The sequence below is a fragment of the Armatimonadia bacterium genome (genome assembly GCA_039679385.1).
Taxonomy (GTDB): Bacteria; Armatimonadota; Zipacnadia; order Zipacnadales; family JABUFB01; genus JAJFTQ01.
The window spans coordinates 20,306-46,665 of sequence record JBDKVB010000016.1 but is presented as its reverse complement, the minus strand read 5'-3'; the positions used below and the strand labels follow the sequence as shown (position 1 = coordinate 46,665).

Below are 26,360 nucleotides of genomic sequence, written 5' to 3'. Positions count from 1 at the left end.
TGGAAAAGGCCGTGCTATCATCACCTAGGCCCTCCGAAGCTGAGCCTCAGTGGCCCGCCCAAGCTCCGGAGGAGATGTCCGTGCGAGTCCCGTCCTTGACACCAGCATCCAAAGTGCCCCACGCGCCGACCGGACGCGCAGACCATACCTTCTGCCGCAAACCCGGCCGTGCGTGCTCGGCATTCTTTTTCTACCAACTGCTCGCCGCAGCATAGGGAGGACTCCCGTGACCAAACCCACCTTCGCCTTGGCCTTCGCAATGGCTCTTTCGTTGTGGGGATCAACGGCGGCCTTTGCGGTCCCTGCAGCGCCGACTGTGCACACCCTTACCCAACCCAGCGGCGCCACGGTCCAGGCCGTCCTCCGCGGCGACGAGCGCGGGCACTGGTGGCAGACCCTCGACGGACAGATCATCGCTCAGGATCCCCGGAGTGGCAGCTGGCTACCCTCCTCGCGACCCGTGACCACTGCGGCTGCCTCTGCCCGGCGGCGAACCCTGGTGTCGCCACAGCGAATTCCCACCACAGGCACCGACAACATCGCCGTCCTGTGCGTCAACTTCTCCGATACCACCACAACCTACGCACCCACTGATTTCAACACCCTTCTCTTCTCCGGTGCTCGGAGCATGAAGGCCTACTACACGGAGGTCTCGGGCGGCAAGTTCACCGTCGGCCCGGGGCCCGGCGGGGTTGCCGGCTGGTACACTGCCTCCAACACTCACGACTACTACGGCCAGAACGGCGCCGGTGGCTCCGATGTGCACCTCGCCGAACTGGTCATTGAGACCATCAAAGCAGCCGACGCTGCTGGCTTCAACTTCGCCCCCTACGACCAGAACAAGGATGGATACGTAGACAGCGTCTCCGTCATCCACCAGGGGACAGGCGAAGAGTACGGTGCTGCCGCTGCCAACATCTGGTCCTGCAGCTGGGACCTCAACTCCGCCCAGGCCTTTGGTGATGGTACCGGCGAAGTCACCACCAACGATGGCGTCAAGGTTAACAGCTTCATCATCCAGCCGGAGCACCAGTACCCCAGCACGGCCCTCGTCACCATCGGCGTCTACTGCCACGAGTACGGGCATGCCCTCGGGCTGCCCGACTTCTACGACTACGGCTACGACTCGAGCGGCCTCGGCAACTGGTCACTCATGGCTGGCGGGAGCTGGAACGGTAACGCCGGCGACCTTCCGGCGCACATGGATGCTTGGTGCAAAGCAAGCCTTGGCTGGATCACACCCAACATCGCCGTCCACCAGCAGGGCGTCGTGGTCCCCCAGACCGAGACCAACCCTTGGATCATGAAGATCGAGGCCACCGGTACCACCGGCAGCGAGTACTTCCTCATCGAGAACCGCCAGAAGACCGGCTTCGATGCGGGGCTACCCGGCGCCGGCCTGCTGATCTACCACGTTGACGACTCCGTCTCCGGCAACGACAGCCAGTGGTACCCTGGCCTGCCCTCCATCTCCCATTATCAGGTTGCTCTCGAGCAGGCTGACAACCGCTACGACCTCGAGCACTACAACAACGAGGGCGATGGCGGCGACCCCTATCCTGGCACCTCGGGCAACCGCACCTTCGACGACACCAGCAACCCGACCGCAGCCCTCTACGATGGCACGACTTCGCCCTTGGTGGTCCGCAACATCAGCAACTCCGGCGCTTCCATGACCCTCGACATCATGGACATCACCTTCCCGCTGGCGCCGAAGACCATCCAGGCCGTCGATACCCCCAACGATGAGGGCGGAAGCGCCACCGTCACCTGGTCCAAGTCCGGTGACGACGGTCGCGGAGCCAATGACGTCGTCGGCTACAACGTCTTCCGGGCCAGCTCAGCCAGCGGTCCCTTCACCAAGGTCACCGCTTCCATGCTCCCCAAGGGCACGACCTCCTACGCCGACGCTACCGTCACCGACGGTCTCTCCTATTGGTACAAGGTGGCCGTCCAGGACGCCTCTGGCAACGTTACCGAGTCCAAGGTTGCTGGCCCGGCCGTCCCACGCAACGATGCTCCGCCGGCTCAGGTGACCAATCTCGTCGCGGCCGACACTCCCGGTGACAACGGCTCCTCAATCACACTCTCCTGGAGCGGATACACGGCGCCTCTCGACTTCGCGCGCTTCAATATCTACCGCTCCTCGGCCAGCTTCAACAATATCACCGAGACCGGTGTGACCCGCCTTGCCACCATCACCGACGTGGGCCTTCAGACCTATGTCGACAAGCCCACCGCTGACGGCACGAGGTTCTGGTACGCCGTCACCGCCTCCGACAATGTCTCCGACTCCGTGGCTCCCGACGGCAACGAGAACCCGTCCGTCCTGGCGTCGGGCCCGGTCTTCTCCAGCCCCAACTACACCTTCAACTTCCCGGTCGGCACGTCGATGATCGCCATCGGTGCGACACCCGTGTCCACTGACATGGCCACCATCCTCGGGATCCCGGCGGCAGACCTCCTGCTCGCACGCTACGATCCGGCCACCAGCTCCTACCGAACCTATCAGTCCAACCCCTCCGATAGCTTCCTGCAGCACGCCCTTGGCCGCGCATACTGGCTCTCCCTGTCCAGTGCGCTCTCCGTGGACATCGCAGGACTGCCTACCACCGAGGACACCTATCCGGTGTCCTTCACCACCGGCTGGAACATGGTCGGCAACCCCTATCCTGCCGACGTCTCTACCACCGGCCTCTCTGTGGTCGTCGCCGGAATCACGGATACGCTCGCAGGTGCTGCTACCCGCAACTGGATCCGTGACTACATGTGGGCCTACGACGCCTTCACGCGCAGCTACAAGCTCGTGAGCCCCACCATCAGCTTCGCCGACAAGACCCTACGCAAGGGCCGCGGCGTATTCATCCGCGCCTTCAGCGACGGAACCCTCCAGTTCGCCAAGCCGGTCGTCTCTTCGCAGACGTCCAATCCCGCCGCTATCCAGGCTGACTGGGCTCTGCGCCTTGCCGCCGAAACCCAGAACGGCGCCGACACCGACAACTTCGTCGGCGTCAGCCCACAGGCCGCGGCTCTCAACACCATCGTGGGACCGCCGGCGCAGGTCGTCGACCTCTACTTCGACGGAGCTAACGGGGCGCGCACCGCAGCCTGCTTCGCCGACCGCACGTCCCAGAGCTTCACTGCCTCCGTCAAGGTCGTGGCTCAGCAGGCCGGGTCAGTCACCGTCAAGTGGCCCGATCTCAGCGGATTGCCTTCCGACGTCAAGCCGGTCCTCGTCGACCTCGCCTCGGGCAAGCGCATCTACATGCGCACGGTCTCCGGCTACACCTTCGATGCGGACGCCGGCTCCGAGCGTGCCTTCTCTCTCGAGGTCAATCGCGACGACGCCGTCGGTACCCTCGCCGTGCGCAGTCTGGCCGCGCACACCAGTGGCCTCGGCGCTGAAGTGGTCTTCACCCTGAGCAAGGACGCCACCGTCCGTGCCGACGTCCTCAACGTCGCTGGTCGCGTCGTCCGCTCGATTGCCCTTGCCACACCTGTCTCCGGCGGCACGACCACCACGCTCGCCTGGGATGGTCGCAGCTCGGCAGGTACACGGGTGCCCAGCGGTCGCTACCTGCTCCGCATCACTGCCAATTGCGAGGACGGGCAGACGGTCTCTGGGACAACCGCCCTCAACCTGAACAGATAGCCTCCGACGGCGGGAACTTTTCGCGCCCGGCGGAGGTCATCTCCCTAAGCACCCGCTGGTCCAGGTGCGCGTGGATTTCCGCCCGGGCATCAGCCTCGGGTAATGTCGCGTAGACCCCTCACAGGATCAGCGTCCTCTGTGGGGTCCACGCGATGCCAGGGGCCCTGGGCGCGCACGCCACCTTCGCGCGATCCAGCGCCATTCTCTGTCTGCCTGTGTCGTCCCGACACCCCTGGCGTCGCGGACCCACCAAGAGGAGCCCAATGCCTAACATGCCAGCCCACCTTCTTGGGAGAGTCTCCCCGAAGGCCTCGCGAGTCCCGCTCTCCATCCTTTTCCTCATGGCAACCCTTCTGCCGGCGGCAGCCTTGGCCGTTCCCGGCGACACGAGCTTCGTTCAGCTCGGCGGTGCCGGCCACATGGTCAGAACGGCCAGTCGCTGGGTCCCTGACCTTGCCGTCGCTGACCGCCTCCTCGTCGGTATCAAGCCTGGGGTCCGCTCCGCTGCAGTCGCAACGAGCAGCGTCCGCGCCCTGGGCGGCACCGTCAACCGCCAGCTCGGTCGCGGCCGCCTTCTGGTCGTAGACCTCCCTGCCGGTTCGGACATCCTCACTGCCGCCGCCCGGTACCAGAACCTGCCGGACGTCGCCTTCGCTGAGCCAGACCGTGCCGTCTACCTCGCCGCCACGCCAACCGATCCCGAGTATGCCAGCCAGACGCATCTGCCGCAGATCAAGGCCCCGGCCGCCTGGGATATCGGCACCGGTAGCAGCAGCGTTGTGATCGCCTTCGTCGACTCCGGCATCGACCTGGATCATCCCGACCTCGTCGACAGAATCTGGACCAACTCCGACGAGATCCCCAACAACGGCATCGACGACGACGACAACGGCTACATCGACGATGTCCACGGTTGGAACTTCTACGACAACAACAACAACGTCCAGGCCATACCCAACGGCCGCGATGAGAACCACGACGGCGAGCCCGATGAGCAGGTGAACCACGGCACTCTCGGCGCCAGCCTGGCCGCTGCGGCTGCCAATGGCTGGGGCTGTGTCGGTGTTGCCTGGCAAGCCACGGTCATGCCGCTCAAGGTCTTCCCCGATGATGGCACGACCGCCGTCTCCACCGTCGTCGAAGCCATGTACTATGCCGTCGACAACGGCGCTTTCATCCTCAACCTCAGCATCGGCGCGGGCTATGAGGCCAGCTTCACGGGGCCCATTGTCGAGCTCTGGAATCTGGGCGGCATCACCGTCTCGGCCGCAGGCAATGACAACCAGCAGTTCACCGACAGCCAGTCCACTTGGTCTTCGCCCGCGTGCAACAACGGCAATGGCCCACTGACGGACAACATGAACATCGGCGTCGGTTCCGTTGACTCTCAGGACCGCAAGGCCTCCTGGAGCAACTACGACGCCTCCACCAACCGCAACTTCGTTGACCTCGTCGCTCCTGGGGTCAACCTGCACGGCGACGGGGTCTACTACCCCTCCGTCTCCGGGTTCACGAGCTACTTCACGAACAACAGCGGCACCTCGTTCTCGGCGCCTCTGGTCTCTGGGCTCGCCGCCTTGCTCAAAGCCCAGGACCCGACCCGCACCGGCGCCGACATCTTGCGCATCCTCCGCGCCTCCTGCGACAACATCGACTCCTCGAATGCGGGCTACGCCGGCAAGCTGGGTGCCGGTCGCATCAACGCTGCCAGGGCCATGGGCGCAGCCCTTCCGCCGGGTGCTCCCACCAACCTCGCCGCAGCAGACACGACCGGCGACCAGGGGGGCAGCATTACGCTGACCTGGACCAAGTCGGCCGATGACGGCTCCGGTGGCAACACTGTCACCTCCTACATCGTGAGCCGCGCGCAGGGGTCTGCCACCTCCACCTGGACCGACCTCGCTACCCGCGCCAAGGGTACGGTCGAGTACGTCGACAACACGACCACCGACGGCGTCGACTACTACTACCGTGTGGCCGCCTCCGATGGAGTCCATCGCGTCGAGTCCAGCACCGTTGGGCCGATCCACTCCTATGACGACAACGCACCAACACGTGTGGAGACACTGACCGTCCAGGATCGTCCGGCTGACTCTGGCGGCGTCATCCTGCTCGACTGGTCGGGCTACGTCGCACCCTCCGACTTGGCCCGCTTCCGCATCTACCGTGACACCCGATCCTTCTCCTCGGCATCGGGACGCACTCCCCTGGTCACACTGAGCGACCCTTCGGCGCGCACCTACACCGACTCGACCACCGTCAACGGTGCTGACTACTACTACGCCATCACCGGCATCGATACGCTCGGCAACGAGCGCAAGGACGTCGTCGCGGCCGGCCCGGTCCAGAGCTATGCGAACGGCGCTGTCAGCTTCCCGGCCGGTCTCCAGATGCTCGGCGCCCCTGCCCTTCCCCTGGATGCCCATCCGGCGACGCTCTTCAACCTGAGTACAAGCGCGCTCAAGTACGCCCGCTATCAGCCCACCTCGGACACCTATGCCGTCTACTCCGGTGAGCCACTTAGCGACTTCCTCAAGCTGGGACTCGGGCGAGGCTTCTGGATCAAGCTGCCCGCTCCCAGTACGGTCACTCCTTCCGGAACCACGGCGCCTGCGGGCAACTTCGACATCGCCGTCCAGCCCGGATGGCAGCAGCTCGGCAATCCCTTCTTTGCTCCGGTCGACTTCAGCGCCTCAACTGTCACCTATGGCACCACCACCATGGACCTCACAAGTGCCGACGCCGCGGGTATCATGCGCAGCTACTCGTGGACCTACAACACCTCCACGGGCGACTACGAGTTGGTTCACCCGCTGTTTGGCGCCACCACCCTGGTAGCCCCGTGGCGCGGCTTCTGGGTCTATGCTGACAAGGCCTGCACGCTCACCATCTCTCGTCCCTCCGGCACAAGCGCGGTCTCCTCGAGCTCGCGAGTCACCACCTCCGCGGTGGCCTCCAAGGAGTGGCCCGTCCAGCTCATCGCCCGCAGCACCACGGCGGTCGATGCTGCCAACTACTTCGGCGTTTGCTCGACCGCGAACGGCATCCAGTCGCCGCCGCGACTCAGTGGTGGCCTCGACCTGTCCTTCGCGACCGTCGGCACGGCGTCAGCCTCCTCCGCCGGCTACGCCACCTCCTTCCTCTCGCACGCTGCGAGTTCAATGAAGTGGCAGGCACGGCTGGCGTGGGATAGCCCACAGGGCAAGGTCGCGCTGACTTGGCCCGACCTGAGCAAGGTGCCTTCCGATTACAATCTGTACCTGACGGACCTCTCCACCGGCGTCCGCACCAGCATGAGGCACCAGACCCAGTACACCTTCGATACCGGACAGACGGCAGGGGAGAGGGTCTTCACCCTTGAAGCCTCTCTGCGCTCCTCCGCAGGTCTTCAGGTGACCGCCATGTCGGTGTCCCAGACTGGTTCCGGTGCCCAGATTGTCTTCACCCTGTCGCGCGATGCCCAGTGCGAGGTCTCCGTGATGAACATCGCCGGTCGCCCTGTGCGCGCGATCGAATCCGCCCGTCTGCATACCGCCGGAGTCAACTCCGTCGCCTGGGACGGCCGCAGTGCCACGGGCACTCAGGTGCCCTCCGGACAGTATCTGGTTCGAGTTTCTGCCTGTGCTGACGATGGAACTATGGCGTCGGCCTTGCGTCTTGTGCGGGTTGCCCGCTAAAATACATACCGTCGGTCCCGCCGGTCGCTCCTTGTCGGCTGACGGGTACCGGCACGACGGCTGCGTCCACACCAACCACCTGAGGGGCCTGGTCTCTCCCTCCGGCCAGGGGGCTCTGCTACATGTCACGGCTCGCCACTGCTTCCGCACCGCTCGCGCTGGTCGCTGGTCTCATCCTCACTGCATCGCTGCTCTCCGGCTGTGGAGGCGGCGACGGCGCCGCACCCAACGTGGGACCGCACCCCAGCCCCGACAATGCCACGATCCAGGGCAAGGTCGTCGAGGCCGATGACGTCTCCGTCGGCATTCCCGGTGCCGTCGTCAGCGAACCCGTCACCGGCCAGTCCGCCACCGCGGATGCCAACGGGGCCTTCACACTTACCGGGCTGCCCGGCGGCTCCGTCGTACTCACCGCTGAAAGCCCTGAGTCCGGCGACTACCGCAACACCTCCGTCCGCATCAAGACCCTGGCACATCGCACCACCGCCGTCAGCCTCGCGATGATCCCTACCGCCCTTGGCACACCCACATCGCTTGCGCTTGATCCTCAGAGCCCCAGCGCTCAGGTCGGTGGAACCCTGCAGTTCCGCGCTTCCATCTACGTCGGTGCCGACAAGGTCGACCTCCAGCCCACCTGGGTCGTCGAGAACCCCGCCACCGGTGACATCGGCCAGATAAGCGCCGCTGGTGTCTTCCAGGGCCTCGCGGCCGGAACTGCTAACGTTTCCGCTTCCATCGGTGGCCTGTACAGCGCCACTTCCGTCAACGTCACTGGCCCGTTGCCGCCGCAGATCACCTCCGTGCTGCTCTCTGCCAGCAAAGAGCTCCCGATCAGCGCCTCCGGAGGCCAGCTCACCCTTACCGCTGCGATCTCCGATGCCGATGGCATCAACACCTCCACCTCCGGCTCGCCTAAGGGTCTCCGGTTCGAAGTCTACGGTCCCACCGGCGGCGTGACCGAGTTGGCGCCGGGCGCTCCCACGGCCGGCACAATCTACGACGGCACCTGGTCCCTCAACTACGCCGTCCCGCCAAACTCTCACTCCATCGGTTCGGACGGTACCCAGGCTCCTGAGCTGTACAGCGTCCGCGTCGTTGCCCGGGACCTCAACGGGCAAGTCTCCTACTCAGCCTTCTACGACTTCTACGTAGCCGGCGTTGATGTGCCGCCACCGCCGGGCTAGGGCACAACGCCTGAACAACCCAGCAACCGGGCCTTGCCTTGCATGTATGGCCCACTTCAGTTCGTACTCCACCGGGAGGCCCTTCCGCAACAGGCCTCCCGGTTTCCATGTCTTCCACTCGCTCCGCTCCATCTCCGCGCCTTGCAGCCACACGACACAAAAACGCGCAGACCCCTTGACTTCCGCTGACCGAGAGCTATACTGCCTGCAAATCAGTTTGTGGGGCAAACCAATCTGCCGACCGACGGGCGTCGAGCTATGGACCGAAGCCGCCTCCAGATACTGGCCGGGTGCACTCGCCTCTACGCGCGCTCCAAGGGCCTGACGCTGATCACCCAGGGAATCCTGTTCACGATCGGCATCATCCCCCTGCTCTTTGTGCTGCGCGTCGCTGGTCTCGTGCCGCCGGTTGAGACCGCCGGGATGTACGTTCTGGGCGGTGCCTTCTTCCTCTTCTGCGTCTGGTTGGCGCTCAGGATGGCGCCCGGTGCCGTCGAGAAGGTCTATTACGAGCAGGTCGGCAACGCCTGCGCCACGCCACGTCGGACCCCGCTTTGGGCTCGAGTGGTCGGACCCGCATGCATCCTGCTGCCAATCATCATGGCCGCCACGGGCCACGTCGACTCCTGGCAGGCCTCTGTGATCGGCCTGACGGTCTTTGGACTATACCTTTACATCGTCGGTAGGTACAGCCTTCGCGAGCCTGGTACAGAGATCATCGGCTCGACTACCGTACTCCTCGGCGGCATCCTCGCCGCTGCACCTCAGCTCGTCTTTCAGGGGGGAGCGCTGCCGGTTGCGCCCGAGATCGCCTCCGCCTTCTACGCTCAAAGCGCGGCGGTGACAATCTCCGTATGGCTGCTTGTCGCCTGGCTTGTTGCTGCGGTTGCCCTTCATGCCTACAACCGCTGGCTGCTGGTCGAGATGCGGCGTCACGCCAGGGAGGCCGGCGAGCGATGACAGCCATCAGTGCTGGCGTGCCGACCCTTGATCGACTGGTTCATGAGCCGGCACGCCTGGCAATCCTATCCATGCTTAGTGGTGTGGACGAGGTCGACTTCAACTACCTGCTAGCTGCCTTGGGCCTCAGCCGAGGAAACCTCTCCTCCCACATGGCCAAGCTCGCGGAGGCAGGGTACGTCGTCGTAGTGAAGCGCTTTATCGGTGCCACGCCCAACACCTCCTACTCGATCACGGAGGCCGGACGTGCCGCCCTCCTGGGTTACTGGAGCAAGCTCGACGGTATCCGGCAGGGAGTTGCCAAGCCTTCGAGTACCTCTGCCTCTGCACCGTCTAGAGCGGAGAACATCGGCGGCGGAGACTAGACCAAAACTTGACCCGCCCATGCGCATAATCTGATCAAGTTCCACGTGCCGCTGCCGTACAATAGTAGTGTCGATTGGATCTGCGACAAGGCGACTTGTCCCTTCCTAGGCCCTCTTCGGCCACCGGATCGCGCCCGGTGGCCGAATGCTTTCCCCTCCCAGTTCACCCGTTCCCTCCGACCGACGCCTTGTGGCGCCTGATTGGCCCCCTGACGCGGTTTCCCAGGCGGTCGCCAAGTTGACTTGCCCTGTCTGCCTGTGTTACACTCGAACCATTCACACAAGCTCAACACGGGCAGCAACCCAAGCCTGCCGGAGCACCGGCAGGTTTTCGTGCCACTAGGGAGGGCCGTCGGTCGGGCCCGGAAGAGGGTTGCGCCCGATGCCTTGCCACCATGCAGCGTCAGAAATGGACATCCGAACGCATACTCCTCGAGATCCGCAGACTGCACGCCCGCGGAGAGAGGCTCTCAGTTCGGCGACTGCGCGATCTGGGCCTCGGCGGGATGGTCACTACCGCCTACAAGCTCTTCGGCGACTGGCGTAGCGCTCTGCGGGCGGCCGAGGTAGATGCGCCGCCGAATAACCGCTCCAAATGGTCGCGTGAGCGTATCCTTCTTGACATCCGTCGCCTCGCTCGGGAAGGGCATCGCCTGTCCTTCTCGGCGGCCAGACGTCTCAGCCCGCCCTTGGTGCAGGCTGCACTCCGTCATCCAGACCTCGGAAGTTGGAGTGCCGCCCTCGCCGCTGCAGGGCTGGAGCCTGCTGAGCACGAACACAGGCGCCATTGGTCTCGTGAGGCCATCCTTGCCGCCCTGCGTGAGCTTCGAACGGCTCCGGGGGGCCTCAGCCCCACGAGTGTGCGGGCCACTCAACCAGACCTGTTTGCCGCCGCGATCAGTCCGCGCTACTTCGGCTCCTGGGCCGCTGCTGTCAGGTCAGCGGGGCTTGAGTACAAGGAGCGCGTGCGGCACCACTGGACGCGCGAGTCTGTGCTCAGTGCCATCAAGCAGATCCACGCCCAGGGAGGACGCCTCACGGTCTCTTGGCTGCGCACCCACGGATGGGGGAGTCTCGTCGCAGCAGCCCGCAAACCATCGATGTACGGAACTTGGCGCGACGCCGTCGAGTCTGCTGGCCTTGACTACGACGCCGTGCGCCGCAACAGCAACCAGCAGGACCGGTGACTGGCTCGCCAACTGTCCTCTGCTTACCCGGAAGGCCCGCTTCTGGCGAGGCCCCGGCCATCTGACAGGCAGGTCATGGACCGATGGTAGAAATGCTCGTCCACCGTATCGGCATGAACCAGCAGGGACACACTCTGGTCATTCTCGCCGACCTGCAGCAGGTCAGACTGCTCCCGATCCTCATTGGCGAGTACGAAGCCTATGCCATTGCCCTGGCCCTGCGCGGCGAGACCTTCGAGCGACCCCTTACCCATGATCTCTTCGCCAACGCCCTGCAGGCCCTTGGACACCGCTTGACCCGCGTTGAGGTCACGAAGCTGGAGAACGGCACCTTCTACGGACTCCTGCATCTTACGACCTCGACCGGCTCCGTAACCCTTGATGCCAGACCTAGCGACGCCATCGCTCTCGCCTTGCGAACGAATGCCCGCATCTTCGTCGCCGAGCAGGTGCTGGGCGAAGCCCAAGTCTGGGCGGCTGACCTGGAAGACGACGAGAACGATGAACTCACACAGTTCCGTAAGATAATGGGCAACATGGGCCTCGACGCGGACGAACCCCCTGCCGACGTCGATGAGGACGAAGACGACCACTAAGCCGGCCCACTACCCCCTAGGAGAATGACTGTGACGCTGCCGTCCAAAGTGTTCTACTACATCTTCGGTGCAATCCTGGCCCTCATCCTTGCCGCCAAAGCTCTCACACTGTGGACTGACTACCTGTGGTTCAGCGCGCTCTCCCAGGGCGCTGTGTTTACCACCATTCTCTCCACTCGTATCGTCCTCGGCCTCATCATCGGTGTCCTCTTCTTCCTGTGGTTGTGGATCAACCTCAGGATTGCCCGCAAGCCGCTGCCGCCCGATGTCGCCCTTCTCGGCAAGCGCCTTCTGCCGGACGAAGAGCGCGCGCAGATCGAGCAGTACGCCGACAAGGCGCTGCTTGTCTTCGCCCTCCTCGGCGGGCTTATGGCCGGAGTCGTCGCCAGCGGGAAATGGCTGCCCTGGCTGCAGTTTGGCCACGCTGTCCCCTTCAATGATGTCGATCCGATCTTCGGCAAGGACGCCAGCTTCTACGTCTTCAAGCTCGGCTTCCTGCGCTATCTCGTCCGCTCGGCCTTCCTGGCTGTAGTCGTCGCGACCATCGCCTCCATCCTGGTCCACCTCTACCAGGAAGCCATCCGCGTGGTCGGCAACTCCATCCAGACCACCCAGAGGGCCCGGACCCATGTCTACGCTCTGGTTGCCCTTGGCCTCCTCGTCAAGATCATCAACTACCGGATCGACCAGTTCGGCCTGCTCCTGTCCAACAAGGGAGGCGTCCTCTGGGGTGCCGCCTATGCGGATGTCTATGGCCGGCTTCCGGTCATGTATGGCCTGATGGTTCTGTGCCTTGTCGGTGCCGTAGTGATGATCGCCAGCATCCGCTCACGCCGCCTCTTCTGGCCGGCGGGTTCTCTCGCTGTCCTCCTCCTCTTCTCCTTCCTGGGTGGCACGGTCTACCCCGTGGCTGTCCAGAGGCTCGTGGTCAACCCGACCCAGTTCGACAAGGAAAAGCCCTTCATCGAGTCCAACATCAAGGCCACCAACAAGGCCTTCGGCCTCGACAAGATCCAGAACCGCCTACACAACGTCGTCACGAACCTCACCTGGGACCAGGTCGAGCGCAACCGTCTCACCATCGACAACATCCGCCTGTGGGATCACCGGCCCCTTGAGCGCACCATGGATCAGCGCCAGGGACTTCGGGCCTACTACGATTTCCCAGACGTCGACGTTGACCGCTACACGATCGACGGACATGTGCGTCAGGTCATGATCGCGCCTCGACAGGTCGACTCCAATCGCATCCCGGCCCCCCAGACTTGGGTCAAGAGCCACCTCCAGTACACCCATGGCTACGGTGTCTGTGCAGCCCCGGTCAACGAGATTGGGCGCGGCGAGACGGGGGAGGGCCTGCCCAACTTCTGGGTCAAGGACATCCCGCCCCAGTCCATCAAGGACCTCCAGATCAACCAGCCTGGCGTCTACTTCTTCACCAGCATTCATCCACGCTTCATCGAGCTCATCCAGAGCATCGAACGTCACGAGCGAGCCGGTCAGCCTGACCAGTCCAACCAGGGCACCGACGCTACCGGCCAGCAGTCCGGACAGCAGGGCGGACCGCAGCAGGATCAGGATCGACCCGGTGCGGCTGAGCAGCGCATCATGGACGAACCCCTGGCCAAGATCGAGGACTACGTCATCGCCAACACCAAGGTTGACGAACTCGACTACGCTCGCGGTGGCTCTAACGCGGCCAACGCCCAGGAAGGCAACGCCTACACACGCTACACCGGCAAGGGCGGCATACCCGTCGCTAGCTTCTGGCGTCGTCTCGCCTTCTTCGCTCGGTTCCAGGACTGGCAGCTCCTCTTCACCCAGTCCCTCACCAAGGACAGTCGGGTTATCATTAACCGCACCCTGCCGGAGCGCATCCAGACTCTGTGCCCCCTCTTCCTGCTCTGTGATCCGGATCCGTATATCACGGTCATCGACGGCAAACTCAAGTGGATCAACGACGCCTACACCTACTCGCGCACCTATCCGTATTCCACACCGCACTCCCTGGTGGGCGTCAACTACATGCGCAACTCCGTGAAGGTCGTCTGCGACGCCTACGACGGCATTCCCGAGTTCTACTGCACTGATCCCACTGATCCCATGATCCAGTGCTACCAGAGCATCTTCCCGACGCTGCTCAAGAAAGAGCCGGCGCCCAGAGAGGTCCAGCAGCACTTCCGATTCCCGCAACTGCTCTTCACCGTCCAGGCGGATACCTACGCGGACTACCACATGACCGACGCGACCACCTTCTACCAGCGGGAGGATAGCTGGGCCATCCCCAACGAGATCTACGGCTCTGAGGCCCGCAAGACCGAGGCCTACTACGCCGTCATGAAGCTGCCGGGCGAAACAAAGGAAGAGTTCCTGCTCATGCTGCCCTTCACACCCAAGGGCCGTGAGGACAAGAACATGGTCGCCTGGATGGCTGCCCGTTGCGACCCGGCGCACTACGGCGAGATCGTCTGCTACCGCTTCCCCAAGAACGCCCTTGTTGACGGGCCCATGCAGGTCGAGTCACGCATCGGCCAGGACCCCGAGTTCTCCAAGAACCAGACCCTGTGGGGACAGCGAGGGTCCACCATCATCCGCGGCAACCTTCTCGTCATTCCCATCGAGAACTCCCTGCTCTATGCTGAGCCGGTCTACATCGCCGCGGCCAAGAGCCCGATCCCTGAACTCAAACTCGTGCTCCTCGTGAACGGCAACCGCGTTGCCTTCGGTACTGACCTGGATTCCGCCCTCGCTAAGCTCTTCGGGCGCACTCCGGAGGAAGCTGCGGCGAGCAGCATCTCGCCGTCACAGGCACCCCCGGCCGGACAGGCCCAGGCCGCTACCATAAAGAGCCTTGTGGAGCAGGCACTGGAGTTGCAGCAGAGCAAGGAGAAGGCCCTGAACTCCGGGAACCTGGGCGAGTTCCAGCGCCTTGACAGCGAACTGGCCAATATCCTCGACCAGATCGAGAAGCTGGCCCAGTAGCCAGACTGCCCTAACGCTAACCAACCGATAGAGGTTGCACGTATGTCCAGCTTCGCCATCGACCAAATCCAGGCCGTCGTCTGCGATTTCGATGGCACGCTGGCACACACGCAGATCGACTTCGCCCAGATGCGGAGCCGAACCGTCGAGCTCATCAAAACCTGGGGTCTGTGGCAAGCCACAATGGATCAGGGCCTCTACGTCCTCGAGCTCATCGAGGTCGCCGAGGACCGTCTTGCTGCAGACCCCTTCCGCCGTTCGCAGTTCCGTCGGGAGGCCGACGCGGTTCTTGAGGACGTCGAGATTGGCTTCTGCGCGAAGGGAAGCCCCTTTCCCGGTATTCCCGATGCGCTGATGGACCTGGCTAACGCCGGGATGCGCATCGGCATCATCACCCGGAACTGCCGTCGCGCTGTGGAGGCCTTTCTGGCTCGCCATCCTCTCTACTTCGACCTCCTGCTTACCCGCGACGACGTCCCTGCCGTCAAGCCTGATAGGGGCCACCTGCTCGCAGCCCTTGAAGTCCTGCACGTGGCGCCCGACCATGCCCTCCTTGTCGGCGATCACCGCACTGACATCGAGTGTGGGCAGGCTGCCGGGGCCTTCACCTGTGGCGTGCTCACCGACCGTACTACCCGGGAGCAGTTCGCTGACTACGGGGCCGATCTCGTCGCGGCCGATCTGGCCGTCGTCGCCCGTTTCCTTCTCTCCGGGGATACCTCCGAGTTGATAGCATGCTCCCCTCGCAGATCCCTCTGAAACCGGGCAAACTGGATGCCGACCTTCTTGCTACGCTCCTGGGTTCTCTCGGAGGTGACCCCTCTGTTGTCGTCGGCCCTGGGATCGGACGCGACGTCGCCGTGATCGACGTCGGTGCCCCTGAGTTGCTCCTCCTCAAGAGCGATCCCATCACCTTCGCTACCGACGAGATCGGCTTCTATGCCGTCACCGTCAACGTCAACGATATCGCTACCGCCGGAGGCACTCCGCGCTGGTTCCTTGCCACCGTGCTGCTGCCCGAGAAGGACGCGACCGCGGACTCGGTCTCCTCACTCCTGACCCAGGTCCGGTCCGCGTGCGACCACTACGGGATGTCCCTTGTTGGCGGCCACACCGAGGTCACCCTCGGCCTCGACCGCCCGGTCATCTCGGGCACCGTTGTTGGCCAGGTCGCGCGAGACCGCCTGGTTACCAACAGCGGGATCCGGCCCGGCGACGCACTTCTCGTCACGAAGGCGGTGCCTCTGGAGGGCACCTCACTCCTCGCGCGGGAGCTCCGGCCGCGTCTTCTGGAGGAGGGCTTCGCTCCGGAGTTCCTCGATGCCTGTGCCGACCTGCTCCACCGTCCGGGCATCGGCGTCTTGGCCGAAGCGAAGCTGGCCTGTGAGACAGCACGCGTTCACGCAATGCATGACCCCACGGAGGGGGGACTCGCTACCGGACTGTGGGAGATGTCCACCGCAGGCCACGTCGGCCTTGAGGTCGACGGCTCTGCACTGCCCCTGCTTTCCGAGGGAGCCAGGCTCTGCCGGCACCTGGGCCTCAACCCGCTAGGGCTCATCGCCTCCGGATCCCTGCTGCTGGCCGTGGCACCGGAAGACGCTCCTGCGGTCATCGAGGCCTGCCTTCGCGGAGGAATCGACTGCACCCTCCTTGGGCGTGTGACGCAGCCCGGTGGCGACTGCGTCCTTCGAACACCCGAAGGCGCGGTGCCGCTACCTCGGTTCGACCAGGATGAACTCACGCGGGTCTTTACGTGAAATACATGGGCGAAGGGCTGTGTCGTGAGGGGACCTTGACTGCTGTTACAGCTAACCAATGCTCTCCTTCAGGTTGCGCACACACGCACGTAACGACAACGCAACAGCCAGCCGCATTGATATTGACCTTGCCACGGAGAAGAGTTACACTTTTCCCAAGTACACCGTTAAAGCGTTCATATCTTCGTCCGTATGACTGCAGGAAGGACGGTGAGTTATCTGAACACGGTAAGCCCCAGTCAACAGCCCGCTCCAAAACGCACCAATGGCGCCGCGCTCAGTCACCGGGCTTTGCGGGCCGTAGCGGAGAAGATTGGGCTATGGTGGTCGCTCCTGGCAGTCGGTGGCGCCATACTCGTCGTGTTCGCAGGGCAACGCGAATGGTTCCTCCTGCAGGCCTTTGCGGTCGCTATTGCGATACTCGGGATCTCGGGCCTGCAAGCCTGGGCTAACATTGCACTCCGCTCTGAGACCCAGCCCACCCTCGCCGCTCACAGCGAGGCCGCTGCTGCAGTCGAGGCCAGTCCCACGCCCATGTATGCCTTCCATGTCCCAAGCCGCACCATGCTCTACGTCAACGACGACTTCGCCAAGCTCCTCGGCTACGCCCGCGAGGAACTCGAGGGCCAGATCGGCCTCGGACTGTGCCCCGAGTGGGTGGCCACTCGGGCCGAACTCGGCCTGCAGCGGCTGGCCACCGAGCGCTTCTCGCACGCACGCGAGGTCCCCTGGATCCGTCGCGATGGCGCGATCGTCTGGCTCGACATGTACTCCCGTATGCTTGGAGAGTCTGCCAGTCCCGTCGCGCTTATCGCACTGCACGACACGACCGAGCGACGCGCGATGGAGGAAGAGCTCGAACGTCGCTCCGAAGCCCTCCGTGCCGCCAACCAAGAGCTCACCGACAGCGTGGGCCAGCTTGCAGCCTCTGAAGTGCGCCACCGCGCCCTCTTCGCTCAGGCCATGGACGCTGTCCTGCTGGTCGACGCCGACACTACCGTCATCCGCGACGCCAATCCTCAGGCGCTGCAGGTGATCGGGGCCACCCGCGAGGAGCTCCTCGACCAGACTGTTGCGATCCTGGATGCCGACGGCGTCGTGCGCTTCCGTAACATCGTCCAGGAGACGATCCGCAAAACCGGCGTGCTCTTCTCCGAGATCCCCTTGCGGCGCCGTGACGGTCAGTTCGTCAGCGTCGACCTCAGCGGCAGTCTCGTAACCTATCAGGACAAGCGCCTCGTCCAGCTCGTTTTCCACGATGTCTCAGAGCGCCGCAAGCTTCGTGAGCAGCTTGAGAAGACCAACCGTGACCTCGAGGTCCAGGGCGCCGAGCTGCAGCGCGTCAATGCTCAGCTTGCGAGGGCCAACGTCGTTAAGTCCCAGTTCCTCGCCAACATGAGTCACGAGATACGCACGCCGCTCAACGCCATCAACGGTTTCGCCGAGTTGCTCGCCGACGACTCCTTCGGCACCCTCGATGAGCAGCAGCGCGGTTTCGTCGAGCGTATCATCGACGCCGGGCAGCATCTCCTCCAGCTCATTAACGACGTCATCGACCTCTCCAAGGTCGAGGCCGGCACCATCAAGCTCGACCTCCAGCCGATTCGTGTCGACCTGGTCGTTGACCAGGCCACAAAGATCATCAAGGGCATGGCACGCAACAAGGGCGTTAGCCTCCAGGTCCACATGCCGGACGATCCGCCCGTCGTCCTTGCCGACGAGAGGCGGATCAAGCAGATTCTCTTCAACCTGCTCACCAACGCCATCCGGTACGCCCCTGAGGGCACCGCCGTTGATATCTCGGTGGAGTCCGATGCCGACTTCGCCCGCATGTCCGTTACCGATCGTGGTGCCGGTATCCCGCCCGAACTGCATGGCGCCATCTTCCAGGAGTTCGTCCAGGTCGGACGCCAGGAGGACCAACTTGGTGGGGCTGGTCTGGGTCTACCTCTGAGCCGTAACCTGGTCGAGCTGCATGGCGGAGAGATCGGCGTGGAGAGCATGCCGGGCGCCGGGGCCACCTTCTGGTTCTCCGTCCCCATCGCAATCCCGCCCGAGGACGAGACGACCATCGCCTCTGTCCTCCACAGCATCGATGCACCGGGGCGCCTGCGCCCCAACTAAGCTCAACCCTCAGCTCCTGAGCAAGCAAAGAGCCCCGCCACTCCTTAGTGGCAGGGCTTCCTGTGTGTATCTTCTTGCGCAGTGTCTCCTATGCCCGTTGCTGTGCTTCTACGGGGCCTGGAGCGCCCGCAGGTACATCTCCTGGTACTTGGCCGCTGAGGCACCCCAGGAGTGGTCACAGCGCATCGCATGCCGCATCAGCTCCTGCCACCGCTCATGCTCTCGGTATGCGTTGAAGGCCCGGCCGAGCGCCGCCGTCAGATGGTCTGGCCGGTACTCGTGGAACACAAAGCCGTTCTGGTGCCGCGGATCCTCACTGATCGTGTCCGCGAGCCCGCCCGTGTAGTGCACCACCGGGATCGTCCCATAGGACAGGGCGATCATCTGGGCAAGTCCGGCCGGCTCGCGACGCGACGGCATCAGCAGCATGTCGGCCCCGGCGTAGATCTTGCGCGCCAGCTCCGAATCGAACCGACACACGGCGGCGACGTCTTCCCGGTAGCGGGCCGTTCCCTCCAGGAAGGCCGTGTAGCCTGGATCACCCGAGCCCAGAAACACGAACTGAGCGCCCCCGAGCTGCGGAAGAGCCGCCTGTATCAAGTCAAAGCCCTTGAGTTGGTCCAGTCGGCTGACCATGCCGACCAGCGGCACGGAATCCGTCACCGGCAGCCCCACTTCGCGCTGCAGTGCTCGTCTGCACTCCAGCTTGCCGCCCAGATCCTCCTCACTGTACTGAGCTGCGATCACGTGATCGAGGCGCGGGTTCCATACCTCCGTATCGATCCCGTTGAGGATGCCGCAGAACCGGTCGCCAAGCTCCGCAACCAGATCCGAAACCCCTTCCTCGGAGCCCGGAGCGGCAACCTCCTGCGCATATCGTTCACTGACAGTGTTCGCCCTGTCCGCTAGCGCCAGGCCGGCACGGGCAAGGTCGATCTGACCGTGCGCAACGAACCGCCGCGTTTCCAGTCGTCCCAGGTCGATCCCTGCGAGTGTCTGCTGCGCGGCCGGGAAGGTCCCGTGGAACGCCGGGCCAAGCTGGTGGGCCGTATAGATGGTGCGGAAGTCCAGTCCCCATAGCCTCTGGTAGAGCGCCAGCAGGGAGGTGTGCCAGTCGTTCAGGTGCACCAGGTCCGGCTGCCAGTCCAGATGCCGCAGGACCTCCACCACAGATCGGCAGAAGAACGAGAACCGCTCGAGGTTGTCCTGCCAACTTGCTCCCGGCGGACCATACACCCCCTCGCGGTCGAAGTACTGCTGATGTTCGACGAAGTACACCGGCACTTCCGAGCCCGGTAGCCGCCCTTCGTCGACAGCGCAACCCGTGACCCACCACGGCATGTGGACTTCGCACGTATTCACAATGCGCCGCATCGAGCCGGCCCTTTCGGCGCAGCCCCGGTGCTTCGGCATGATGACCCGGACGTCTACTCCGAGCTTGTGGAGCGCCTTCGGCAGGCTTCCCGCGACGTCCCCCATCCCGCCGGTCCACGCGAAGGGTGCCACTTCGACCGAAGCGAACAGCACTTTCACTGGAGTCGTCGATACCGTCACTTGTGCAACACCATTCCCTGCGGAATCACCGTTACGCCGCCCTCCGTCACCAGGAAGCGTCGCTCGTCCTCCGCCCGGTCGAAGCCGGCGCGGAACCCCTCCGGAACCTTCACTCCCTCGTCCACGACTGTCCGATGCAGCACCGCATCCCGCCCGACCTCGCAGTCGTCCATGATGATCGACTCACTGATCTCCGCACCCCGATGCACATACACGCCGGGGGAGAGGACGCTCGAGTGTATCCGCGCCCCCGAGATCACGCACCCCGGCGAGATCAGCGAGTCCGTCACCGAGCACAGGCTGCCATGCACGGTCTTCGCCGGCGGCAGCTGCACCTTGTGGCTGTACACCGGCCACTCACGGTCATACAGGTTCAACTCCGGCAGGATCCCCACCAGCTCCATGTTCGCCTGCCAGTATGCATCGAGAGTCCCAATGTCCCGCCAGTAGCTCGGACTGCCCGAGGGGTCGCGGTCGAAGTGGTACGCCCAGACCCCACTGCCCTCCGATACCATCGTCGGTATCAGGTCCTTGCCGAAGTCGTGGTTCGTATCGCGCGTCGAATCGTCGGCCACTCGCCGCACCAGCTCTGCCGTCGTCCATACGTACACGCCCATCGACACGAGAGAGTGGTCCGGGTCATCAGGCACGCCCCGCGGGTCGACAGGTTTCTCCTCGAAGCCCGCCACTCGCCAGTCTCGGTCAACCTCCAGGACGCCCAGTTGCGTGCACTGCGTGCGCGGCGCCTTCAGGCTCGCAATCGTCAGCGCTGCCCCGGTCTCCAGGTGCTGGCGAACCATCCCCCGGTAGTCCATCTTGTACGCGTGGTCACCCGACAGGATGATGACCAGTGAGGGCCGCTCCTCTTGGAGAATGAACAGGTTCTGGTAGATGGCGTCGGCCGTCCCGGCGTACCAACGATCCTCCGCCATCCGCTGTGCCGGCACCATCTCGATGAACTCCCCAAGTTCATCGCTCAGCAGCGGCACCCAGCCACGCCGAACATGCCGGTGTAGCGACGAGGCGGCGAACTGCGTAAGCAGGTAGATCCGCCGGTAGCCGGAGTTCACGCAGTTGCTCAGCGTGAAATCGATCATCCGGTAGTCCCCGCCATACCGCACCGCCGGCTTGGCCCGCCGCCGCGTCAAAGGGTACAGGCGCTGGCCCTCGCCACCGGCGAGGACCATCACCACGATGTCCCGTGCAGCATCGGCGTTGTCCTTCCGATCCATAGTCCGTACCTCTAACGACCCTAAGCCGCAGGGGGCTCAGGAGGCTTGATACCTCGCTTGCGCAGCACGTCGGCAATGTGCTGCGAAAGCTCGGACACGTCGCTGCTCTTCACCACGTAATCCTCTGCTGCCCATGTCATGAAATCGTCCTGGTAGCTCGCATACGCCGTGTTGAGAATCACCGGCATGCGGTTGTTGACCGCCAGGATCTTGCGCAGCGTCTCGATCCCGTCCATCCCCGGCATCGCGATGTCCAGGACCACGACGTCAATGTCATGCTGCTCCAGAGCCGCCAGCGCTTCAGGGCCGCTTGAGGCCGTCACGACCTCGTACCCGGCGTAGTGAAGCTCCTGCTCGTACAGCATGCACAGATGCTCCTCGTCGTCCACGACCAGCACTCTTGGCACTCCGTCACGCTCCTTGCCGCGCTCCTTCCCTCACCAGCATGGCGAAGGCGAGCGTCCTTGGCATCAACTCACTGCACTCCCTGCTCCAGAGCCCGCGTCTTTGGTCTCACCGGGAAGGACACGATGAAAGTGGTACCCTTGCCCACCGTGCTCTTCACCTTGATCTCGGCGCCCTGTTGCGCCGCGAGCTTCTGGCACAGCGCCAGCCCCAGCCCGGTCCCCGTCGGCTTTGTCGTGTAGAAGGTGTCGAAGACCTTCTCCAGACGGTCCTCCGCGATACCTTCGCCCGTATCCTCTATCGAGACCTCGACTTCAGAGGGCTTCGCGTGAGCAGTCACTGTCAGCGACCCGCCTTGCGGCATCGCCTGCAGCGCGTTCATCACCAGGTTCTGCACGATCTGCGTCACGTGCTTGGGGTCCGCCTCGACGAGTGGCAGCCCCTCCTCGATCCTCACGTGGTATTCCACCTCGGCGCTCTCGGGTGCTGCCCGCATCTTCTGCACTACGCCTGCCACCAGTGGTGCAAGATCGACCGGCTCCAGAACCGATTCCGACGGCTTCGTGAAGTCAAGCAACTCCGCCAGGATCCGTTCCAGACGCACGACCTCCTCCACGATGATCTTCGCAGCCCGAGCGTTCCGGTCCACCCTGTGCGGCTCTCGGACAATACTGCGTGCGAACCCACCGATCGCCGATAGCGGGCTGCGTATTTCGTGGGCGACGATTGCCGTCACCTCACCGATCGCCGCGAGCTTGGCCGTCCGGAGACTCTCCTCCTGCGCCGACCTCAGGTCCGTCAACGCCTGGTCCAGCCGACGCGCATCCTCCGTGGCCTGGCTGAACATCCGCGCCGAGTCGATGGCCAAAGCTGCCTGGTCCGCCAGCGCCGTCAGCAGTTGCACTGCCGAGTGGCCGATCGGTTGCTGCGAGAATCGGTTGTCCGCAATCGCTACGCCGATTATCTTGTCCCGCGCTACCAGCGGCGCCACCACGAACTCATCGGTCTCCAGCATCTCCCGCAGCGCCGACGGCACGCGCTCGTCCATCTCCGCATCCACCACATGAATCGTCTGCCGCTGCGTGATCGCCGCCATCGGCAGGTTCTGCGTGGCCTTCAGCGGGAACACCATTCGGTGCACGAGTTCATGAAGAGGACGCTCCTCCGCCGGTGGCAGCTTCTCGTAGTTTGCCAGGAAATCGTCCAGCGTTCGGTAGTCGTCCGAGACTTCTGTCCAGATCGCCGCAGCTTGCTCCAGCGAGGCCGGCCCTACGGCCATCTCAGCCCGTAGCACCCCGGCCTCCTCATCCACCAGCATCAGTATCGCCCGGTTGAACCCCAGCCCGACAGCGCCACCGGCAGTCATCCCGGTCAGGATCGCGTACAGCAGCTTCGGGAGGTTCAGTTCACCCAGCAATGCCCTCGCGATCTGCTGAAGTACGGAGCGCTCATACAACTGGTAGTGGCGCTCGGTGATGTCCTCGAAGGTCAGCAGCACCATTCGCTGCCGGGCAGGACCCTCGCACGGGTCAAGCCGCACATTCAGAATCCGCTCGCCCTGACGTGGCGTGTAGTCTCGATACCCTGTCCACCGCACGCGCTCTCCCGTCAGCAGCACCGACTGGAGCGCCGCACGCAGGCCGGCGTCGTCGAGCAACTCGGGCGGAAGTACCGCGTCGATGTCCTGTCCGAGTACCTCCTCCTTGGCCATCCCGCGCTGTACGTAGAAGGCCGGGTTCGCATGGATGACCCGCAGGTCCGAGTCCAACACAACCAGTCGCAGCGGGAGCGCCGAGATCACGTTCTCAAAGAACACATCTAGCTGTTCGTACTTGCTGGCAAAGGCCTCCTCTGGGACCGCAGTTCCCGTCCCAGGAGCGTCCGACGTCCCCACGCGATAGATGCATACGGCAGCCGGAAGCCCATCTCGGCGGACTAGTGCCCCTCGCAGGTCTCCGCTGATCCTGTCGCCGCTCCTGCTCACCAGCTCCAGGCCGTCTCGGATGCTCGTGCCGGTCTCGACCACTTCGTCGAGAAACTTGCCGGGGCCAGTCCCGTCCAGAGCGGGAATGAGGTCTTGCAGGAGGAGGGTGCGCAGTTGCGCGGGTGAGTAGCCGGTCAGCGCCAGCGCTGCCGGGTTCGCTGCTCGGATTCTGCCCCTTGCGACACCTACCACCAGAACCGGATCGGGCACGACCTCCAGCAGGGAATCGAACTGCCCCTGCAGGTCGTCGACATCTCCCTGCGAGAGCTCTGCTTCCGCAGCCCACACCTCAGCCCGCAGAGCGGTGACCTCCGACTCCAGTTCGGCCTCGATCTCCTCCATCTTGTCTCCCGCGCCAAGATGGCCCTTCAGACTGAGCACACTGGCCGTCACCAGTGCGCTCAGACCAGCCGCAGCACTCCCCACGGCCGGCCGCGCGTCGTGGAACTGCTGGAGCAGCGCCACCAGACGGTCCCGGTGAGTGCTGGTGTCCTCGTCCCGCAGCCGCTCTGCCAGGATTCGCAGGATTTCCGGCGCTCCCTGCTGCCATTCCTCCGCAGTGATAGCCGGGCCCTCGGCGCCTTCCGCGACCCTCCCCTGCCATCCTTGCACGATCGCAGGCTCCTGCTCGATCAGCAGGGCCGCGAGACGCTGTCTCAGCCCCGTCCTGTCTTCCATCTTCAGTTCAGCCTCACGTAAGGTCCAATCACCTATGCCCTCCAGGTCTGATCGAACCCGGGGAGAGCGCCCCGACGTTACTCAGGGGTCTGGACGCTCCTCGGTCTAGAGTTGCATGTGCTCCCTCAGAGCCGCTGCGGCCTCCTCAGGTGCGACAGGGTTGGTATAGAACCCGGTTTCCCATTCGAAGCCGGCCGCCGGTGTAAACCGCGGCATGATGTTGACATGCCAATGGTACACCTGTGTGACACTCGGAGGGGCTGCCGCGTCCGGCACAGCGCGGTCAGGACCTGGAACTGTCTGGTAGACGAGGTTGTAGGGTGGGTTGAAGAGCGCCGAGCGAAGCGCTGCCAACAGGCTGCGTAGCAGCTCAGCCAGGTCGGCACGTTCCGCCACGCCCATCTGCACGAAATCATGGCAGTGCTGCAGAGGGTAGATCGTCACTGCGAAGGGGAAACACGAAGCGTACGGACAGATAGCGACGTGGTGCGCGGTCTCAGCCACCACCCGCACACCGGCAGCCCGCTCTTGCTCGATCAGGCTGCAGAAGAGGCACTTCCCCTGTTCCCCAAAGTAGTCCCGCGCAGCCGAAATCTCGCGTTGAACAAGCTGCGGGACGATGGGAAGGGCGATCACCTGTGAATGGGGGTGGTTGGTCGAAGCCCCCGCTGCCTTGCGGTGGTTGCGGAAGACGATGATATGGCGGAAGCGGCGGTCGCGGCGCAGGTCCTCGACCCGTTGCTGGCAGGCGCCGATGACCCGGATCACCTGCTCCACGGGCGCGAAGGCCAAGTCCAGGTCGTGCCGAGGGCTCTCGATGACGATCTCATGGGCCCCGATGCCGTCGAGGGACCGAAAGAGCCCTTCCCCGTGAATCTCCGTGCTTCCCTCGACACGCAAGACCGGAAACTTGTGGGGCACCACTCGTACGTACCAGCCCGGACGGTCGCGCTCGCCTCGGTCGCGAAGCCCGAGCACCTCCGGCGGCGTCATCCGCTCGTTACCCTCGCAGAACGGACACCCCAGGGGACCGAGTTCGTCCTCCGGCTCGGGCACGAAGTCTCGTGGGCGAACACCGCGCTCCGGTGTGATGATCACCCACCGGTCTGTTACTGGATCCCTGCGCAGCTCCGACATGAATAGCACCACCAGTTCCGCTGACACCGGCCCCCTGGGCTGCGCACCTTCGTCCTGCAAGCTTGGTGCTTCGCCCCGGCTTACCGCCCCTGATCCCTGCGGTCCGCCGGCGTGAGGTGCCGGTGCTTCAGCCGCACACGAATCATGTCCAGTACCATCTTCGGCCCGTCTGTCAGCATGTGTACCTTGGTATTTGGGTCGTTCACCCACTCCACCGGAACCTGCGCAATCTCGTAGCCAAGCTGCCGCGCGATCACCAGGAGCTCGACGTCGAAGGCCCAGCCGTCCAGAGTCTGGCGGGAGAAGATCGCTTGAGCAGCCTCTCGCCGGAAGCACTTGAACCCGCACTGGCTGTCGCGGATCCCCGGCAAGGCAATCGTCCGCGTCACAAGGCCAAAGAGCTTGCCGGCCTTCTCACGCCACCAGGGCTGGTGGAGCTTGATCTGGGACTCCTTCATGCCTCGCGACCCAATCGCCACCTCCGAGCCGGCTTCGATCGCCTCAAGCAGACGGTCGGCCTCCTCAATCGGTGTTGACAGATCCGCGTCCGTGAACAGGACGCAATCACCCTCGGCCTCCATCATCCCCCGACGAACCGAGAAGCCCTTGCCACGGTTCGGCTTGTTCACCAGCGCCTGCAGGGGAACGCGACCTGCCACCGTTGCCTCGGCTGCCTCCAGCGTCCCGTCGGTGCTCCCGTCATCGACCAGCACGATGTCGATCGCACGGGATTGGTCTGCCGCCCAGTCGCAGATCCTCTCCAGACTGGGCGGCAGGCGCTTTTTCTCGTTGTAGGCAGGAATGACAATCGACAAACTCCGGACCGGTACCTTTGCGTCCACTCCAGCATCTCCTCAGCCGTCAGGGCGTCTTGCTAAGGGCT

17 protein-coding genes are annotated in these 26,360 nt (G+C 64.1%); 11 read left to right on the top strand and 6 right to left on the bottom strand.

Annotated elements, in window-relative coordinates; all coding sequences use genetic code 11:
• Nucleotides 1-226: 226 nt before the first annotated feature.
• From ABFE16_01270 to ABFE16_01220, 11 genes are all read left to right on the top strand, one after another.
• Entirely contained in the window at nt 227-3,652 is a 3,426-nt protein-coding gene (locus ABFE16_01270; protein MEN6343897.1) for a M6 family metalloprotease domain-containing protein, read from the top strand.
• Nucleotides 3,653-3,915: 263 nt separating this feature from the next.
• Nucleotides 3,916-7,329: a S8 family serine peptidase gene (locus tag ABFE16_01265; protein ID MEN6343896.1), complete on the top strand. Its 3,414-nt coding sequence runs from the start codon at nt 3,916-3,918 to the stop codon at nt 7,327-7,329.
• A gap of 122 nt (nt 7,330-7,451) precedes the next feature.
• The gene (locus ABFE16_01260) at nt 7,452-8,513 is read left to right on the top strand and encodes an Ig-like domain-containing protein (GenBank protein ID MEN6343895.1); all 1,062 of its coding nucleotides are present in this window, start codon (nt 7,452-7,454) and stop codon (nt 8,511-8,513) included.
• A 258-nt stretch (nt 8,514-8,771) separates the two neighbouring features.
• Nucleotides 8,772-9,473: a hypothetical protein gene (locus tag ABFE16_01255; protein ID MEN6343894.1), complete on the top strand. Its 702-nt coding sequence runs from the start codon at nt 8,772-8,774 to the stop codon at nt 9,471-9,473.
• The gene (locus ABFE16_01250; protein MEN6343893.1) at nt 9,470-9,838 is read left to right on the top strand and encodes a transcriptional regulator; all 369 of its coding nucleotides are present in this window, start codon (nt 9,470-9,472) and stop codon (nt 9,836-9,838) included. The genes ABFE16_01255 and ABFE16_01250 overlap by 4 nt, the downstream gene beginning before the upstream one ends.
• A 395-nt stretch (nt 9,839-10,233) precedes the next feature.
• Complete coding sequence (locus tag ABFE16_01245) at nt 10,234-11,025, top strand: hypothetical protein (protein ID MEN6343892.1); 792 nt, start codon at nt 10,234-10,236, stop codon at nt 11,023-11,025.
• 83 nt (nt 11,026-11,108) lie between these two features.
• Nucleotides 11,109-11,621, top strand: coding sequence for a bifunctional nuclease family protein (locus ABFE16_01240; protein MEN6343891.1), 513 nt, complete (start codon nt 11,109-11,111; stop codon nt 11,619-11,621).
• Between the two features lie 30 nt (nt 11,622-11,651).
• Nucleotides 11,652-14,603 (top strand): UPF0182 family protein, encoded by a 2,952-nt coding sequence (locus tag ABFE16_01235; protein ID MEN6343890.1) that lies wholly within the window; start codon nt 11,652-11,654, stop codon nt 14,601-14,603.
• A 42-nt stretch (nt 14,604-14,645) separates the two neighbouring features.
• Nucleotides 14,646-15,362, top strand: coding sequence for an HAD family hydrolase (locus ABFE16_01230; GenBank protein MEN6343889.1), 717 nt, complete (start codon nt 14,646-14,648; stop codon nt 15,360-15,362).
• Entirely contained in the window at nt 15,338-16,363 is a 1,026-nt protein-coding gene (locus ABFE16_01225) for an AIR synthase family protein (protein MEN6343888.1), read from the top strand. Before ABFE16_01230 ends, ABFE16_01225 begins: the two co-directional genes overlap by 25 nt.
• 210 nt (nt 16,364-16,573) lie before the next feature.
• Nucleotides 16,574-18,487, top strand: a complete 1,914-nt coding sequence (locus ABFE16_01220; GenBank protein ID MEN6343887.1) for an ATP-binding protein — start codon at nt 16,574-16,576, stop codon at nt 18,485-18,487.
• A gap of 108 nt (nt 18,488-18,595) precedes the next feature.
• On the opposite strand, the gene ABFE16_01215 is transcribed toward ABFE16_01220, so the two are convergent.
• The 6 genes from ABFE16_01215 to ABFE16_01190 all read right to left on the bottom strand — a co-directional run bounded on the left by ABFE16_01215 (nt 18,596) and on the right by ABFE16_01190 (nt 26,319).
• On the bottom strand, nt 18,596-20,041 hold the full coding sequence (locus ABFE16_01215; protein MEN6343886.1) for a glycogen/starch synthase: 1,446 nt from the start codon (nt 20,039-20,041) through the stop codon (nt 18,596-18,598).
• Nucleotides 20,038-21,273, bottom strand: a complete 1,236-nt coding sequence (glgC, locus tag ABFE16_01210) for a glucose-1-phosphate adenylyltransferase (GenBank protein ID MEN6343885.1) — start codon at nt 21,271-21,273, stop codon at nt 20,038-20,040. Before glgC ends, ABFE16_01215 begins: the two co-directional genes overlap by 4 nt.
• 20 nt (nt 21,274-21,293) lie before the next feature.
• Nucleotides 21,294-21,680, bottom strand: a complete 387-nt coding sequence (locus tag ABFE16_01205; protein MEN6343884.1) for a response regulator — start codon at nt 21,678-21,680, stop codon at nt 21,294-21,296.
• Between the two features lie 68 nt (nt 21,681-21,748).
• Nucleotides 21,749-24,340, bottom strand: a complete 2,592-nt coding sequence (locus ABFE16_01200; GenBank protein MEN6343883.1) for an ATP-binding protein — start codon at nt 24,338-24,340, stop codon at nt 21,749-21,751.
• A gap of 105 nt (nt 24,341-24,445) precedes the next feature.
• The gene (galT, locus tag ABFE16_01195) at nt 24,446-25,477 is read right to left on the bottom strand and encodes a galactose-1-phosphate uridylyltransferase (protein ID MEN6343882.1); all 1,032 of its coding nucleotides are present in this window, start codon (nt 25,475-25,477) and stop codon (nt 24,446-24,448) included.
• 80 nt (nt 25,478-25,557) lie between these two features.
• Nucleotides 25,558-26,319: a dolichyl-phosphate beta-glucosyltransferase gene (locus ABFE16_01190; protein MEN6343881.1), complete on the bottom strand. Its 762-nt coding sequence runs from the start codon at nt 26,317-26,319 to the stop codon at nt 25,558-25,560.
• Nucleotides 26,320-26,360 lie beyond the last annotated feature (41 nt).

Excerpts from the sequence above, each read along its gene's own strand:
- ABFE16_01265 (MEN6343896.1), top strand. The coding sequence starts at position 3,916 with ATGCCTAACATGCCAGCCCACCTTCTTGGGAGAGTCTCCCCGAAGGCC.
- ABFE16_01260 (MEN6343895.1), top strand. The coding sequence starts at position 7,452 with ATGTCACGGCTCGCCACTGCTTCCGCACCGCTCGCGCTGGTCGCTGGT.
- ABFE16_01255 (MEN6343894.1), top strand. The coding sequence starts at position 8,772 with ATGGACCGAAGCCGCCTCCAGATACTGGCCGGGTGCACTCGCCTCTAC.
- ABFE16_01250 (MEN6343893.1), top strand. The coding sequence starts at position 9,470 with ATGACAGCCATCAGTGCTGGCGTGCCGACCCTTGATCGACTGGTTCAT.
- ABFE16_01245 (MEN6343892.1), top strand. The coding sequence starts at position 10,234 with ATGCAGCGTCAGAAATGGACATCCGAACGCATACTCCTCGAGATCCGC.
- ABFE16_01240 (MEN6343891.1), top strand. The coding sequence starts at position 11,109 with ATGGTAGAAATGCTCGTCCACCGTATCGGCATGAACCAGCAGGGACAC.
- ABFE16_01230 (MEN6343889.1), top strand. The coding sequence starts at position 14,646 with ATGTCCAGCTTCGCCATCGACCAAATCCAGGCCGTCGTCTGCGATTTC.
- ABFE16_01225 (MEN6343888.1), top strand. The coding sequence starts at position 15,338 with ATGCTCCCCTCGCAGATCCCTCTGAAACCGGGCAAACTGGATGCCGAC.
- glgC (MEN6343885.1), bottom strand. The coding sequence starts at position 21,273 with ATGGATCGGAAGGACAACGCCGATGCTGCACGGGACATCGTGGTGATG.
- ABFE16_01200 (MEN6343883.1), bottom strand. The coding sequence starts at position 24,340 with ATGGAAGACAGGACGGGGCTGAGACAGCGTCTCGCGGCCCTGCTGATC.
- galT (MEN6343882.1), bottom strand. The coding sequence starts at position 25,477 with ATGTCGGAGCTGCGCAGGGATCCAGTAACAGACCGGTGGGTGATCATC.